The organism is Catellatospora bangladeshensis, assembly GCF_016862575.1.
Taxonomy (GTDB): Bacteria; Actinomycetota; Actinomycetes; order Mycobacteriales; family Micromonosporaceae; genus Catellatospora; species Catellatospora bangladeshensis.
Genome location: NZ_BONF01000009.1, coordinates 322,213 through 336,762, shown reverse-complemented (window position 1 = coordinate 336,762; position 14,550 = coordinate 322,213). Strand labels below are relative to the sequence as shown.

The window sequence follows — 14,550 nt, the reverse complement described above, 5'->3', positions numbered from 1 at the left end:
GCCGGGCTCCGCCACTTCGCCCCCGGCGCCCGGCTCCGGGTGCTGCGCGCGGGCTTCCAGACGCGTACGAGCGGGTGACCGTGGTCGGGCGGCACCGTGGGCGCGGGCACCGGTACATCAACATCACCATCGAACAGCGCGGGCTCACCGGCTACCGGGTGCGCCGGACCGCTCAACCGCTCAGGCGATCCCAGCCGCTCGATATGCCGGTCAGGCCCCATCGGCCGGTTTCTTCGTCGTAAGCACTCAGCGTGCAGGTGTAAAGGTATCTGCCCTTCGAGCCGTCGGCCTCGACGAGTTCTCCCGCGCCGTCCACCACGGCGAACGGACTGCCGAGTTCGTTGTATCCGCCGACCGCGTGGTTCTCGCTGAAAGCGATCGGCCGGCCTCCTCGACCGTCGCGCATTGCCTTCCTGGTCACCTGGTGGTGGCATTGATCGATAGCGCCCGCCAGGGCCTCCACCTGCGAAGCCTTGTCCGGATCGGCCCGGTGCCGTCCGATGAGCACACCCACGGCAGCTCCGGCCAGCAGCGCGCCCAGGCTGACCGCGACCACGAAGTAGGTGCCGAAGCGTTTCCGCGGCACCTCGTCGTTGTTCTCCGACATGTGCGGGAGCGTAGCGGCGTCCGCCAAACGCGCCAGGCCGACCGGATCGGATCAGGTGGAGTAGGTACCGCTCCAGGGCGGAGAGAACATGATGTCCATCGGGTAGAAGCAGACCCGAGGCAGGCCGTGCGTGACGGTCCGGTCGACCAGCTCCCAGGTCACGTCACCGGGGCGGACCGAGAACGTGCGCACCGCGATGTCGCCGTACGCCACCTCCGCGAGCTGCCCGACGAGCTGCTCGCGCAGCGCGTGAGCCTGTTCCAGCGGGACGTCGTCGTGCACCTCCGAGCGCACGTACGTGCCGTCGTGGCCGAACAGGAACAGCGCCACCCCGATCTCGCCAGGCCGGTTGCGCCTGGTGCCGTGCACGACGGCCCAGAACTGACCATCCAGGTACCGGCCGATGCACTCGGTGCGGCCGGAGCGCGGCTCGTAGGCGATGCGGATCAGCTCCGGCGGCGTGTCCGGTTGCGGCGGTCGCGGGGCCGGCCGCCAGGCGCACGCGTCGCGCCAGTCCGGGCGGCCGAGGTTCCAGGCCAGCAGCGCGCCGAACGCGGCGTCGAAGCCGACGGGGTGTGCGAGCAGCGGTTCCCGGTCCGCCTGGGCGAACAGGCGGTAGCCGTCGGCCAGCCGCCAAGCCTGCATGAACTCGTTCTCGGCGCCGGTTCGGATCAACGTCACGCTGTCACCGCCGGGCAGGTCGCCGAGCTGGTGCAGCAGGACCCACAGCAGTCCGCCGGAGGGCTGCTCGTGGACGGTGCCGTCGGGGTCGTACAGGGTGATGCGCGGGCTGGTCACGACAGGAGGTTAGAGGTCGGCGCCGAACCCGGCGACGATGGCACGGGCCACCGGCGACGGGTCGGAGCCGTCGATCGCGAAGCCGTCGGCGACGTGCACGGCGGGCTGGGCCATCATCCGCGGGGTGGTGCCCCGGTGCGGCCAGGTCGCGGTGTGCACGATGAACGGATGGCACAGGAACACGTCCCCGGCCCGCCCGGTGGCGTGCACGACGGTGCGGCACAGCAGCGACGGCCGTACGCGCGTGACCGGCTCGTCGCCGCTCATCCCCGCCTCGCCCGCCGGGCGCAGGATGCGGGGGATCGCCAGGTGCGATCCCACCACGAGCCGGGTGGGTGCGTCGTCCTCGCCCACGTCGGAGAACAGGAACAGCGCGAGCAGCCCGCGCGCCCGGGAGCGCACGTTGGCCCAGTACTCGCCGCCGACCTCGTAGCTGCCCTCGATGTGCCAGCCCACGTCGCCCGGAAACTCCTCCGACGGGAAACGCACCGGCACCGAACCGCCGACCCCGGCCCGCGGCGTCCACCGTCCGGGCCCGATCAGCGCGTCGTACGCCGCGTGCAGCGCGGGAGCCGTCCCGGCGGCCTCGAACGGCCCGCCCTCGGGGCACGCGACCCGGACCACGGGCCGGGCCCACGTCGCCCGGTCCCGCGTCACACCCTGCTCGGCGAGCGCCGCCCAGATCGCGTCGCGGCAGGCGGCCGCCGTGTCCGGAGCCACAGCCCCGCGCACCGCGAGGTGACCGTCCCGCTCGAACCGCTCGATGTCACCGCTGTCCATGCCACCAGTCTGGCCGAACCCGCCACATCGGACACCCGGGTTTACAACGGGCCGCAACGGCGGGAGGGCACCGGCGTCGCCAGGACGCGCGATGCCCTCCCGGCCGGTCACTCCGCGGCGATGGCGGCGAGGATGTCGGCGCGGGCGGCGCGGCGCGCGGGCCACAGCGCGGCCAGCACGCCGACCAGGGCCATGCCCGCCAGCGCCACTCCGGCCGTCGGCCACGGCACGGCCATCTCGAACACCGGGTTGGCCAGGATGACGTACTGCATCACCCCGCCCAGCAGCACGCCGGCGCCGATGCCGAGCAGGCCCCCGTACAGCGAGATGACCACGCTCTCCCGCCGGACGGTCCGCCGCACCAGCGTCCGCGACGCGCCCAGCGCCCGGAACACGCCCAGCTCGCGGGTGCGCTCCAGGACCGACAGGGCGAGGGTGTTCACCACGCCGAACACCGCGATGACCACGGCCGCGCCGAGCAGCACGTACACCAGGCCGAGCACCAGCTGGAACGCCTGCAGCAGGTCGTCGAGCAGCTGCTCGCGGTCCTGCACCACCACGTCCGGCCGCTGCGCGAACGCCTGCTCCAGCGCGTTGCGCAGCGCGCCGTGGTCGGGGCCGACGGCGTACACGCTGTCACCCCAGCCGTCCACCCCGTCCGGCACCAGCGCCTCGTCGATCAGCACACCGGGCAGCAGGTCGCTGCCCTCGTGCAGGCCCGCGACGGTCGCGGAGACCTCCACCGGGGCGACCGCACCGTCCTTGCCGGCGGTGCCGAACCGCAGCCGGACCGTGTCCCCGACCCGCAGGCCGGTGTCGGCGGCGAACCGAGCGTCGAGCAGGACGCCGCGGCGCAGATCACCGCTGCCGCTGGTCACGGTGGGCCGCAGCGCGGTGCCGAGCCCGGCCGGTTCGAGGCCGGTGAACCTGGCCTCTGCGTTTCTGCCGCGCGGCGGCAGCACCAGCAGCTCCCCGGTGCGCGGCGCGGCGAGCGCGCTCAGGCCCGGCACCGCCGCGGCCTTGGCCCGGACCGTGTCGTCGAGCTGCCCGAACGCCGCCGCCCGCAGCAGCACCGCGTCCTGCGGCACCGCCGCGCGCACCGACGAGGTCAGGTCGGCCGTCATCGTCTCGCCGACCGTGCTGAACGCGCAGACCAGCGACAGCCCGATCATCAGCGCGGACGCGGTCGCGGCGGTGCGCCTGGGGTCGCGTACGGCGTTGCGCATGGCGATGCGGGTGACCGGGCCCCGGCGCAGCACCCGGGCCAGCGGGCGCAGCACGCCCAGCGCCAGCACCGGCGCCATCAGCAGCACGCCGAACCAGGCGAGCACGGCACCGGCCATAGCCTGGATCCGCTTCGGCTCGGTCAGCTCCTCAGGGGAGGTCAGCGCCACCAGCGCGACGCCGGCCGCGACGGCGACCAGGCCCAGCGCGGTGCGCAGCACCAGGGAGCGCCGCGGCACGGCGGCGTCGGTGCGCAATGCCGCCATCGGTGACACCCGGGCCGCCCGTCGCGCGGACCCGTACGCCGACACGACCGTCACCAGCAGGCCGACGGCATACCCGAGCAGGATCGCCCACGGCGACACCGCGTACGCCACCGTCCCGGCAACCGGCAGCAGCCGCATCGCCAGCAGGCCCAGCCCGACGCCGAGCGCCACGCCGAGGGTCGCGCCGACCAGGCCCAGCACCACCGACTCGGCCAGCACCGCCCGGCGCACCTGTCCCCGCCGCGCGCCGACCGCGCGCAGCAGCGCGAACTGCCGGGTGCGCTGGGTGACCAGCATGTTGAACGTGTTCGCGATGACGAATACGCCGGCCAGCAGCGCCACCGCGGCGAACGCGAGCAGCGCCTTGCGGATGATGTCGCCGTCCTCGGCGGCGTTGTCCGCCTGCTCCTGGCGCAGCGCCGCACCGGGGTCCACGGTGAAGCCCGCGCCCAGTTCCGCCCGGGCGGCAGCGGCCACGGCCTGCTCGTCGGCGCCGAACAGCTCGACCCGGGCGAAGCCCGGCACGCTGCCGCTCGTTGCGCCGTCCGGGGCGCCCTCCGGGCGCAGCAGGCGCGTGGCGGTGTCGGCGTCGTACGCGACCGCCGGGTCGAACTCGCGTCCTGCGGGCCGGTAGGCGAACACGCCGACCACGGTCGCGGTGTCGGACCGGTCCCCGCCGAGCAGGACCCGCGCCGGGTCGCCGACCGACAGTCCGGCCTCCTCGGCGGCCTGCTGCTCCAGCGCCACCTCCCCGGCGTGCTGCGGGCCGCGCCCGGCGACGAGGTCGAAGCGCTGCGACGGATCCCAGTCGGTGCCCGCGGTGGCGGGCCAGGACGTGGTGCCGAGTTTGCCGTCCCGGCCCACCAGGGCGGCATACCCCTCCACCACGCCCTCGGCGCGGCTCACCCCGGGCAGCGCACCCAGCCGGGCCACGGTGCCGGCGGGGATCACTGCGTCACCGGTCCGGGCCTGGGCCAGCGCGGCCAGGTCGGTCCGCTGGGCGCCCCCGCGCACCGTCGCGGCGGCGGAGTCGGAGACCACCCAGGTCGCGACCACGAAGGCCACCCCGAGCACGATCGCGGCCAGGGTCATCGCGACCCGGCCCAGGTGCGCGCGCAGGTCGCGCAGCATCGCCCGCAGCATCAGGCACCCGCCCCGGCGCTCACGCGGCCGCCGTGCGCCACCGACTCCAGCGAGCGGACCCGGTCCAGCACCCGGTCGGCCGAGGGCTCGCGCAGCTCGTCCACGATCACGCCGTCGGCCAGGAACAGCACCCGGTCGGCGTACGAGGCGGCGACCGGGTCGTGGGTGACCATGACCACGGTCTGGTGCAGCTCGTCCACGCTGCGCCGCAGGAAGCCGAGCACCTCGGCCCCGGCCCGCGAGTCGAGCGCGCCCGTCGGCTCGTCCGCGAAGATCACGTCCGGCCGGCTGATCAGGGCACGGGCGCAGGCCACCCGCTGCTGCTGGCCGCCGGACAGCTGCGCGGGCCGGTGGCTCAGCCGGTCGCGCAGCCCGACCGCGTCGATCACCTGGTCGGCGAACGCGGCGTCGGCCCGCCGCCCGGCCAGGTCCATGGGCAGGGTGATGTTCTCCCAGGCGGTCAGGGTCGGCAGCAGATTGAACGCCTGGAACACGAACCCCATGCGGTCGCGGCGCAGCTCGGTCAGCGCGTCGTCGCGCAGGCCGGTCAGCTCGACCCGCCCGGCCCCGTCCCGGCCCGAGCCGTCCAGCCACACCCGGCCGGAGGTCGGCGTGTCCAGCCCGGCCAGGCAGTGCATCAGCGTGGACTTGCCCGACCCGGACGGGCCCATGATCGCGGTCAGCTCGCCACGCCCGAAGGCGACCGTCACCCCGGCCAGGGCGGTCACCTGCGCGTCGCCCGAGCCGTACCGTTTGGTCAGGTCCTCCGCGCTCACCGCGGCGTCGAATGTCGTCATGCCCGACACGCTGCCCGGCCGCGGCGGCCCGGCCGTCGGGCGGAAGTCGATCTCCGCCTGCGACTTAAGTAGCGGTCCGGCGTGACGGAAGTAGCATCCGATCCGGCCGCCCGCCTGCCTAAGCTCGTCGGCGACAGCGGCACGCGGGAGAGGGGACGGGATGAGGCGGGATGCGGCGGCGGTGCCGGGGCTGCCGTCCTGGCTGCAACCGGGCAGCCTGCTGCGGCGTATCGCGCACCGGCTGTTTCCGTTCGCGCTCGGCTTCGGGGTCCTGGTGTTCTCGCTGAGCACACCGTTGCGCCCGCCGATGTTCCTGTTCGGCGACAGCGTGCTGGACCCGCCGGTGCCGCTGATCGCGCTGTCGATGATCTCCGCGGGCGTCAGCGCGGCGCTGGTCCGATGGCGGCGCTGGCCGCTGTTCGTGATCGCGCTCGCGGTGTGGCTGGCCCTGGCCATGCCCGCCGCGCTGTTCGTCGCCGCTTACTACGCCGGAGCGGGCCGCCCCGCCCGGCCGCAGGATCCCGGCCGGTCCTGGCCCTGGTTCCTGGTGTTCGCGCCGCTGGTCGGCGTGCCCGTAGCCTGGAGCGCGATCAACGACGACCTGCTCTACGAGGGCATGACCGGCGGCGTGATCACCGGAGCCGTGATCACCGGCCTGTTCTGGATCGGCATGATGGTGCTGCTGCCGTTCGTGTTCGGGCTCTGGGTCCGGGCCCGCCGCCAGGTCGTGGCCCAGCTGCAGGAACGGGCCGAACGGCTGGAGCGCGAGCAGCACGAGCGGGCCGAGCACGCCCGCGCCGAGGAGCGCCGCCGCATCGCCCGCGAGATGCACGACGTGGTCGCCCACCGGGTGGCGCTCATGGTGCTGCACGCCGGGGCGCTGGAGGTGAGCACCGCCGACGCGCGCACCGCCGAGGAGGCCGCGCTGATCCGCACCACGGGCCGCGAGGCGATGCAGGAGCTGCGCGAGGTGCTGGGCATGCTGCGCGCGCCCGACGCGTCCCCGGCGGAGCTGACGCCGCAGCCGACGCTTGACGAGCTGGACCGCCTGCTGGACAGCAGCCGCGCGGCCGGGCTGCCCGTGCGGCGGGTGGACGTCGGCGAGCCGCGGCACGTGTCGCTGTCGGCCCAGCGCACCGCCTACCGGGTGGTGCAGGAGGGCCTCACCAACGTCGCCAAGCACGCCGGGGCCGCGCCCACCACGGTGACCCTGCACCACGGGCCGTACGAGCTGGTGGTCGCCGTGGAGAACGCGGCCCCGCCGCAGCCCGCGCCGAAGCTGCCGAGCAGCGGCCTTGGCCTGGTCGGGCTGACCGAACGGGTGGCGCTGGCCGGTGGCGCGGTGCAGGCCCGGCCCCGCCTGGACGGCGGGTTCCTGCTGCACGCCCGCATCCCGGCCGACCCGCCGGAGCCCGTACGGCAGGAGGTTTCGGCGTGATCCGCGTGCTGGTGGTCGACGACGAGGCGCTGGTGCGCTCCGGGCTGCGGATGATCCTGGAGGCCGCGGGCGACATCGCGGTGGTCGCCGAGGCGCGCGACGGCGCCGACGCGGTCGACGCGACCCGGCGGCACCGCCCGGACGTCGTGCTCATGGACGTACGCATGCCCGGCACCGACGGCCTGGCCGGGGCCGCGGCGCTCGCCGCCCTGCCCGAACCGCCCCGGGTGATCATGCTGACCACGTTCGACCAGGACGAGTACGTGCACGCCGCGTTGCGCGCCGGGGCCGTCGGCTTCCTGCTCAAGGACACCCCGCCCCGGGACCTGGCCGAGGCGGTGCGCACCGTGGCGGCCGGCAACGCGATGCTCGCCCCGACGGTGACCCGCCGCCTGATCAGCTCGTTCGCCGAGCGCGGCCCGTCCGTGGCCGACCAGGCGCGGGCCCGGCTCGGTGTGCTGACCGAACGGGAGCGGGACGTGGTGCGGGCGGTGGCCCGCGGCCTGTCCAACGTCGAGATCGCCCGCGAGCTGGACATGGCTGAGGCGACCGTCAAGGCGCACGTGAGCCGGGCGCTGGCGAAGCTGGGGATGACCAACCGGGTACAGGCGGCGATCCTGGTCCACGACGCCCGCCTGGATCCCGGCGCGCCGTCCTGAGCACGCCCGGCCCGCGCACTGTTGCCCGCTTGTAGCCCGGCTGTAGCCGATATCAGCAGGATGGTGCCGTTACCGTCACCGCCGAGCAGAGGACCCACCCCATGCCCTCGCCACTTCGCAGGTTACGCGCCGCCGCCGTGGCCGTGGCCGCCGTGCTGGCCACCGCCGCCGCACCGGCCGCGGCCGCGCCCGAGCAGGCCGCGGCAGCCGCCGACCGGGTGCTGCGCGTCTACAACAACAACATCGAGAACCTGGTGGTCAACAACTCCGACGGCTCCTGCACCCGCGTCTCCGGGCCGGACCACCTGACCTCGATGCTGGTCGACGACGCGGGCCGGACCGGGACCAGCGGCGTCAAGGCGCCCGACATCCTGATCGTGCAGCAGGTGCGCGGCACCGGCCAGATCACCGCGTACGCCGACCAGCTCGCGGCCAAGTTCGGGCTCCCGGCGGGCACGTACGGCTCGATCGTGGTGTGGGACGACCCGGAGCCGTGGGGCAGCACGCACCACTGCGACGACCAGTCCCTCGGGGACCTGAAGAAGAAGCAGACCAACGGCATCATCTACCACAAGCAGCGGCTGACCCTGACGAACACGTCGAAGTACTGGAGCGCAGGCTGGCTGAAGCCGGGCACGGCGTACAGCGGCGGCGCGGGCTGCACCCTCTACAAGCCGCCGAACAACGACGACGGGACCACCAACGAGTGGAAGTGGAAGCGCACCAGCGCCATCGCGGCCCGGTTCACCACGAAGGACACCGGCACCAGCGTGTTCGTCGCGACCATGCACCTGCCCCAGGAGAACCGGCAGAACGCCTGCTCCGGCGACGGTGAGACGGGCATCGGCGGCACCGGCATCCACATCGGCGCCGACGCCACCACTCTGATGAACAGCTCCACGATCCGCGTCGTGGGCATCGACGCCAACCGCACCGGCATCCCGGCGAGCACGCTGAGCGGATACGGGATGACCGGCTACGGCACCGCCGCCACCAGTGGCAGCAGCAAGATCGATTACCTGTTCGTGCGGGGGACCGTGCAGTCTTCGCCGGTCGGGTACACGGTCGCCGGCACCAAGTCCAACCACAAGGCGCTGTACGGGTTCATCACGTACTGACCGGAAGGGCGGTGGTCCCCCGCACGTCTCGCGGGGGACCACCGCGTCCTGTTGCCCGGAGCCGCCCGAGCTCCGGTCAGCAGGTGTTGCCGAGCCCAATCCCGGCCGGCGAGCTCGATGGTCACCGCCTGCGCTCACGCTGCCCCATCCGGCTGCCTCCGCGTATCAGCCGTCCGTATGGCGCAGGGGTCCAGCAGATGACAGATCGGTGTACGCGGACCGACAGCCCCTGGCGACACGAGGGATCCATGCTGGTGAGCGCGGATGGTCGATCAGGTCGACCGATTGTCGCGGGGTGGCTCGGCCGGCCCCGCCCGGCACCGGACGAGGAGTGGGCGCGGGGTCGGCGGCGGCCTAGGATCAGCCCATGATCCATCCCGGGTATCCGCTGACCACCGAACGGCTGGTGCTGCGCCCGTGCACCGCCGGCGACCTGGACGACGTGTGGTCCTACCAGCGGCTGCCGGAGGTGGTCGAGCACATGCTCGCCGAGCCGCGTACCCGCGAGCAGTCCTGCTCCTCGGTGGAGGCGATGGCGCGCGAGACCGCCCTGACCCGCGAGGGCGACTGCCTCACCCTCGTCATGTTCTGGCCCGAGCGCGGCCGGGTCGTCGGCCACGTCGAGCTGGTGTGGCGCAGCGAGCCGAGCCGGCAGGGCGAGCTCGGCTACGTGCTGCACCCCGACCACCAGGGTCGCGGGCTGGCCACCGAGGCCGCGCGGGCGCTGCTGCGCTGGGGATTCGAGGACTTCGGGCTGCACCGGATCTACGGCCGGTGCGACGCGCGCAACACCGCCTCCGCCGCGCTGCTGGAGCGGCTCGGCATGCGCCGTGAGGCGCACCACCTCGGCAGCGCCCTGGTCAAGGGCGTCTGGCGCGACGAGTACGTGTACGCGATGCTCCACAGCGAGTGGCGCGAGCGGCAGGCCGCCTGACCCGGCCCGGACCGTGCGGTGCTAGCGTCGCACGGTGTCAAAGCGCGAGATGGACCAGCTCACCGCCGAGTTCTACGGCGCCTTCGACAACCGGGGCGGCGTCGCGCCGGACGTGGCACGGATCCGGCGCCTGGTCCTGCCGGGCGGCCTCATCGTCAAGACCGGCCCGGACTTCACGGCGTACACCGTGGACGAGTTCATCGAGCCGCGCCTGCGGTTGCTGACCGGCGGCCGTCTGGTCGAGTTCGCCGAGTGGGAGACGGCCGAGCGGACCGAGCTGGCGGGCGACATCGCCTGCCGGTTCGGTGAATACCGCAAGAGCGGGATCCTCGACGGGGTGGCGTTCGAGGGCGGCGGCCACAAGACCATGCAGTTCGTACGCACCCCGGACGGCTGGCGGATCGCGGCGCTGGCCTGGCACGACCACCCGTGACGGGTCCTGCGTGGACAGTCACCCCACGGCATCGGCTCGCAGCGCGTCGGCCAGGGCGGCCAGGCGGCGGCCGTAGGTCTCGCCGTCGCGGCGGCCCAGCGGCGTACGCTCCCACACGTCGCGGTCGGCGTTCTCCCGGAAGTCCGTCTCCCAGTACAGCGTCCCGTCCGGACCCCACTGCGACTCCACCGCGAACCCACCCGGCGCGGGGCCGAGCCCGCCGCTGACCCCGAACAGCGACTGCGCCAGCGCGGTGCGGTACTCGGTGCGGTGGAACAGCTGCAGGAACGAGTCCTCGTCGCCGACCAGGGGCAGCAGCACCGGCCGGGTCTCCTCGCGCAGCAGCCGGCTCTGCGGGAACTGCCACACCTCGCCGTGCCAGCGCGGGAACGAGTTCACCGTGTCGAAGTCCAGCACCCGGCAGTCGTGCAGCGCGTCCAGCGCCGCGACCGGCCGGTGACCGTTGCCGGCCTGGATGCGCCAGGTCGGGCGGCGCAGCAGCCGCAGCAGCACATCGTCGTGGTAGGCCGCGACGGCGGCGAGGCTCGCCGTGCGCAGCGCCAGCAGCGCGGGGTAGTGCTGCAGGTTCGTGGCGCGCGGATCGGGCGCGCTGTCGTCACGCTGCCGGGCGCGCATCAGCTGTTCGACGACCCGGACCCACAGCGCGGTGTGCTGCCGGTCCCGGTCGAGGAACACGCCGTGGGCGAGCAGCCGCATCAGGGTGTCGCACCGGCTGCGTACCTCGTCGTGGGCGTGCTGCAGCGCGGCGGGATCGGCGTCGGGGGCCAGGGGGGCGAGGGTGCGCAGGTAGTCGCGCAGCCGGCGCAGCTCCGTCTCGAACAGGTCGGCGACCTCGATGTGCTTGACCGGGTCGGGCAGCAGCCGCTTGAGCCTGGCCACCGCCATCGCCCTGGTCAGTGGCGGGTCGGCGAGGTCGTCGAGCGCCTCCAGCCGGTTGACCAGGTCGGGGAAGAACTGCTCGGCCGCCGCACCCGTGATGACGTGGGCGCGGTGCTGCGCGACGAGGCGCCGGGCGAGCTGGCCCAGCTCGTCGCGGGAGGTCCAGAACAGCGGGTAGCGCCGGGAGCGGGTGCCTTCGAGGGCGGCGACCAGGCCGTGGTCCCAGTCGCCCGACCAGCCGCTGACGACCAGGCCGTACTCGTCGAGCACCCGTTCGAGCAGCTTGCGCAGCGGCGGCACGTAGGCGCTGAGCTCCTCGACGGTGTTGAGCTGGTCGGTGCGGGCGTAGTCACCGTGCAGCTTGATCACGGTGCAGCGGGCGTGCGGCAGCGGCTCCATGCCCTCGATCGCAGCCGGAGTGGCGATGACCTGCGGGAAGATGCCCTCGGCTTCGAGCGCCTGCTCGATCAGGCGGTCGAAGTTGGTGGTCACGATGACGCGCACCGCGCCCCGGGCGACGAGCTGCGCGATGGCGCGATGGGCGGCGCCGGGCACCTTGACGCCCTGGGCCCGTTCCTCGGGGGTGGGCTCGAAGAACGACGCCAGCAGCGCGCGCCGGGCGGCGGGGGTGCTGGCCAGCGCCTCCAGCAGGGCCGAGTAGCCCAGCGGCGCGCCGTCGCCGTGCTTGGCCCACCACTGCTCGATGTCGGCCTCCGTTGGCACCTGCTCGCCGGCGGCCGCGGCCACCTTGGCAACGAGGGCGGTGACCACGCCCCAGCCGGTCGGCACACCGACGCCGGTGGACGTGCCCGAGCCGAGGAGCAGCGCATACACGCCGGGCTGGGCGTGCATGGCGGTGGCCAGGCTGATCCGGGCGTCGAAGGCGGGGCGGCCGGCGGGAAGGAGATCGTCCATGGGCAGCAACCATAGACAGGCGGGACGACGGTGCGCAGGCCCCCGTCGCCGTGCCGACAGGTGGTGCTCGCCTCACCGGGCGGTGAACGCGCCGTCCACTCAGGTCCCGGCATCATCGCCCGGTCGGCGAACAGGCCCTGTCAGCCGGCCGGGCGATGATGCCGGGTGCGTACCCCGAAATCAGTACCTGGTGTAGGTGACCGAGTCGTACCTTGCGGTCAGCGGTGTCCCCGGGTACACGAAAGGCCCGAGCCAGCCGTCGACGCCGATGCCCGGCCACAGGTTCGCCATGATGCGCTGCGGGCGGGTGGGCAGCGGTCCGCGTGAGCCGTTCTCCTGGTGTACCAGCCTCCCGTCGACGAACCAGTTGATGGTGCCCCTGTTCCACCACTCGATCGCGTAGTTGTGGTAGCCGGTGGAGGCGTCGAACCCGAGGTTGATGATCGTCTCGTGTCCGCCGACGCCGTTGGTGAAGTAGTTGGTCTGCATCTGGGTGGTGTTCTTGCCCAGGATCTCGATGTCGATCTCGTCCCAGGGCTGGCCGTCGCTCGGTCCGGTGTAGGTGAAGAACGACGTGACGGTGCCCGAGCGCTTGACCGCCATCATCCGCACCTCGAACCGGCCGTACGAGTACAGGTCCGTGGTCCGGAACTCGCCGGAGGCGTAGGGCTTGCCGGAGCACCCGGCGGGGCAGCTGGCGGTGTCCAGGTTGATGCCCGTGACGCCGCCGCTGTTCCAGACATGGTCGGCGCGCCAGCCGACGTTGAACATGCTGCCGTTGCTCCAGCCGTCGGCCTTGTACCAGCGGCTGGTGTTGAACGAGTTGAAGTTGTCGGTGAAGCTGCCGCCGATCGCGGCGAAGGCGGGGGACGGGATGCGGACCGCGCCGGCGACGGCGGCGAGGGCGACCGCCGCGGCGACGGCGAGGGTGCGGGTGAGGCGTCTCATTGCGTGCTCCATCTGCGAGGAGGCGACCGCGGGCGAGCGGTGCGCCGTGGACGGGGACTGCGGGCATCCGGCGCCGGTCGGCGGGCGGATGGGGCGGCGGCCGGCAGGCGGGCGTCGTCGGGAGCGACGCGTGCTGCCTTCCGCTACACGAACAGCAGACTGGAAGTGCTTCCAGTCGATTCCAGTGGTCCAGCGGCGTCACGAGAATGATGTGCATGAATCAGAGGAGTGTCAAGAGCTGCCTTTGTCATCGAGCGGCAACTTGGCATTTACAGGTTCGCTGGACGCGTGTAGCTTCCAAAGTGGAAGCGCTACCAGTGCACTGATCGAGGGTCCGTCCGGACCAGGTGGTCGCGGCGGCGTCAACGTACGTGAACACCTGCGGGACCCGGTGCCTTCCGTCCGCCCGTGCGGCGGATCGGCCCCGGCCGTACGGCGGGCGCGCGCCTTCAGCGACGGTCGGTCGTGCGCGTCGAACCGCGCACGACCAGGCGGGTCGGCAGGATCAGCGGAGTCGGCCGCGCGCCGTCCAGAACGGAGAGCAGCATGCGGGTCATCTCCGCGCCCAGCGCTGGAACGGGCTGATGGACCGTGGTGAGCTGGGGATCGGTGTGCTGAGCGGTCTGCAGATCATCGAAACCGACGACACCGACGTCGCCGGGAACGGCGCGGCCGTGCGCCCGCAGGACCCGCAGCGCGCCGGCGGCCATGTTGTCGGATGCGGCGAAGACCGCGTCGAGGTCGGGGTACGCCTGCAGCAGCCGGGTCATCGCGGCCGCGCCGCCGGCCTCGCTGAAGTCGGCGTGCTCGACCCGCCCCGCGGGAAGCTCCGCGACCGCCATCGCGTCGCGGAAGCCCCGGTAGCGCGCTTCGGCCACCTCGAGGCTGAGCGGCCCGGTGATGGTGGCGATGCGGCGGTGACCGGCCTCGACGAGATGCTCGGTGGCAAGGCGCGCGCCGCCCCGGTTGTCGGTGTCGACGTACCATCTCGGCTCGCCCCGAAGCGGCCGCCCGCCGTACACGACCGGCACCGTGGCCTGCTCGGCGAGCTTGGTCAGCGGATCGTCGCCGTGCAGGTTCATCAGCATGATGCCGTCCGCGCGGCGGGATCGCACGATCTGCTGGAGCTTGGCCCGCCCCTCGGGCCGTCCGGCCAGCACCAGGGTCAGGGTGAAGTCGGTGGGCTCCAGGGCGACGCTGATGCCGTAGATGACCTGGGCGAAGAAGGCGTCGGCGAAGATGCCGGGCTGATCGGTGGCCACCGCCAGGACCACCGCGCCGATCCGGTTGGTGGCCAGCGCCCGGGCGGACGGGTTGGGAATGTAGCCGAGCTCCCGGACCGCGCGCTGGACCGCCGCACGCTTGGGGGCGCTGACGTTGCCGACGTTGTTGATCGCCCGGGACGCCACCGAACGCGATACACCGGCCCGCTCGGCGACGTCGTCGAGGGTGGGCGAACGGTCAGGCGGAGCGGTGTCCATGAGGGGGACCGGTCTTTCATCGCGGGGATCAGCGGGACCCATAGTAGGGCAGTCGCGACGGGCCGAGGGCCTGCCGCACCTCCGCAGCCGGGGCCGGCCCACCCCGTGA

At 73.2% G+C, this 14,550-nt stretch carries 13 protein-coding genes; 5 read left to right on the top strand and 8 right to left on the bottom strand.

Annotated elements, in window-relative coordinates:
- Positions 1–172: 172 nt before the first annotated feature.
- The 5 genes from Cba03nite_RS08970 to Cba03nite_RS08950 all read right to left on the bottom strand — a co-directional run bounded on the left by Cba03nite_RS08970 (position 173) and on the right by Cba03nite_RS08950 (position 5,615).
- Positions 173–607: a hypothetical protein gene (locus Cba03nite_RS08970; RefSeq protein ID WP_203743981.1), complete on the bottom strand. Its 435-nt coding sequence runs from the start codon at positions 605–607 to the stop codon at positions 173–175.
- A gap of 51 nt (positions 608–658) precedes the next feature.
- Positions 659–1,405 (bottom strand): hypothetical protein, encoded by a 747-nt coding sequence (locus tag Cba03nite_RS08965; RefSeq protein WP_203743979.1) that lies wholly within the window; start codon positions 1,403–1,405, stop codon positions 659–661.
- A 9-nt stretch (positions 1,406–1,414) separates the two neighbouring features.
- Positions 1,415–2,185, bottom strand: a complete 771-nt coding sequence (locus Cba03nite_RS08960; protein ID WP_203743977.1) for a phytanoyl-CoA dioxygenase family protein — start codon at positions 2,183–2,185, stop codon at positions 1,415–1,417.
- A gap of 107 nt (positions 2,186–2,292) precedes the next feature.
- On the bottom strand, positions 2,293–4,818 hold the full coding sequence (locus Cba03nite_RS08955) for an ABC transporter permease (RefSeq protein ID WP_203743975.1): 2,526 nt from the start codon (positions 4,816–4,818) through the stop codon (positions 2,293–2,295).
- Positions 4,818–5,615, bottom strand: coding sequence for an ABC transporter ATP-binding protein (locus Cba03nite_RS08950; RefSeq protein WP_203743973.1), 798 nt, complete (start codon positions 5,613–5,615; stop codon positions 4,818–4,820). The genes Cba03nite_RS08955 and Cba03nite_RS08950 overlap by 1 nt, the downstream gene beginning before the upstream one ends.
- A gap of 160 nt (positions 5,616–5,775) precedes the next feature.
- On the opposite strand from Cba03nite_RS08950, the gene Cba03nite_RS08945 reads away from it, so the two are divergent.
- From Cba03nite_RS08945 to Cba03nite_RS08925, 5 genes are all read left to right on the top strand, one after another.
- Positions 5,776–7,053 carry a sensor histidine kinase gene (locus tag Cba03nite_RS08945; RefSeq protein WP_203743972.1) on the top strand — a complete coding sequence of 426 codons (1,278 nt, stop codon included), beginning with the start codon at positions 5,776–5,778 and terminating at the stop codon, positions 7,051–7,053.
- A complete protein-coding gene (locus Cba03nite_RS08940; protein ID WP_203743970.1) occupies positions 7,050–7,712 on the top strand; it encodes a response regulator in 663 nt (220 codons plus the stop codon). The genes Cba03nite_RS08945 and Cba03nite_RS08940 overlap by 4 nt, the downstream gene beginning before the upstream one ends.
- A 101-nt stretch (positions 7,713–7,813) precedes the next feature.
- On the top strand, positions 7,814–8,830 hold the full coding sequence (locus tag Cba03nite_RS08935) for a hypothetical protein (protein ID WP_203743968.1): 1,017 nt from the start codon (positions 7,814–7,816) through the stop codon (positions 8,828–8,830).
- A 367-nt stretch (positions 8,831–9,197) separates the two neighbouring features.
- Positions 9,198–9,764, top strand: a complete 567-nt coding sequence (locus Cba03nite_RS08930; protein ID WP_203743965.1) for a GNAT family N-acetyltransferase — start codon at positions 9,198–9,200, stop codon at positions 9,762–9,764.
- A 34-nt stretch (positions 9,765–9,798) separates the two neighbouring features.
- Positions 9,799–10,197, top strand: coding sequence for a nuclear transport factor 2 family protein (locus Cba03nite_RS08925; RefSeq protein ID WP_239125572.1), 399 nt, complete (start codon positions 9,799–9,801; stop codon positions 10,195–10,197).
- An 18-nt stretch (positions 10,198–10,215) separates the two neighbouring features.
- Here the strand turns inward: Cba03nite_RS08925 and Cba03nite_RS08920 are convergent, their stop codons facing one another.
- The 3 genes from Cba03nite_RS08920 to Cba03nite_RS08910 form a co-directional block, all read right to left on the bottom strand.
- Positions 10,216–12,012: an SIR2 family protein gene (locus Cba03nite_RS08920; RefSeq protein ID WP_203743963.1), complete on the bottom strand. Its 1,797-nt coding sequence runs from the start codon at positions 12,010–12,012 to the stop codon at positions 10,216–10,218.
- 180 nt (positions 12,013–12,192) lie between these two features.
- Positions 12,193–12,960 carry a beta-glucanase gene (gene bglS, locus Cba03nite_RS08915; protein WP_203743962.1) on the bottom strand — a complete coding sequence of 256 codons (768 nt, stop codon included), beginning with the start codon at positions 12,958–12,960 and terminating at the stop codon, positions 12,193–12,195.
- A gap of 449 nt (positions 12,961–13,409) precedes the next feature.
- Positions 13,410–14,441, bottom strand: coding sequence for a LacI family DNA-binding transcriptional regulator (locus tag Cba03nite_RS08910; protein WP_203743960.1), 1,032 nt, complete (start codon positions 14,439–14,441; stop codon positions 13,410–13,412).
- Positions 14,442–14,550: the final 109 nt, after the last annotated feature.

Excerpts from the sequence above, each read along its gene's own strand:
- Cba03nite_RS08970 (WP_203743981.1), bottom strand. The coding sequence starts at position 607 with ATGTCGGAGAACAACGACGAGGTGCCGCGGAAACGCTTCGGCACCTAC.
- Cba03nite_RS08960 (WP_203743977.1), bottom strand. The coding sequence starts at position 2,185 with ATGGACAGCGGTGACATCGAGCGGTTCGAGCGGGACGGTCACCTCGCG.
- Cba03nite_RS08955 (WP_203743975.1), bottom strand. The coding sequence starts at position 4,818 with ATGCTGCGGGCGATGCTGCGCGACCTGCGCGCGCACCTGGGCCGGGTC.
- Cba03nite_RS08950 (WP_203743973.1), bottom strand. The coding sequence starts at position 5,615 with ATGACGACATTCGACGCCGCGGTGAGCGCGGAGGACCTGACCAAACGG.
- Cba03nite_RS08945 (WP_203743972.1), top strand. The coding sequence starts at position 5,776 with ATGAGGCGGGATGCGGCGGCGGTGCCGGGGCTGCCGTCCTGGCTGCAA.
- Cba03nite_RS08935 (WP_203743968.1), top strand. The coding sequence starts at position 7,814 with ATGCCCTCGCCACTTCGCAGGTTACGCGCCGCCGCCGTGGCCGTGGCC.
- Cba03nite_RS08930 (WP_203743965.1), top strand. The coding sequence starts at position 9,198 with ATGATCCATCCCGGGTATCCGCTGACCACCGAACGGCTGGTGCTGCGC.
- Cba03nite_RS08920 (WP_203743963.1), bottom strand. The coding sequence starts at position 12,012 with ATGGACGATCTCCTTCCCGCCGGCCGCCCCGCCTTCGACGCCCGGATC.
- bglS (WP_203743962.1), bottom strand. The coding sequence starts at position 12,960 with ATGAGACGCCTCACCCGCACCCTCGCCGTCGCCGCGGCGGTCGCCCTC.
- Cba03nite_RS08910 (WP_203743960.1), bottom strand. The coding sequence starts at position 14,441 with ATGGACACCGCTCCGCCTGACCGTTCGCCCACCCTCGACGACGTCGCC.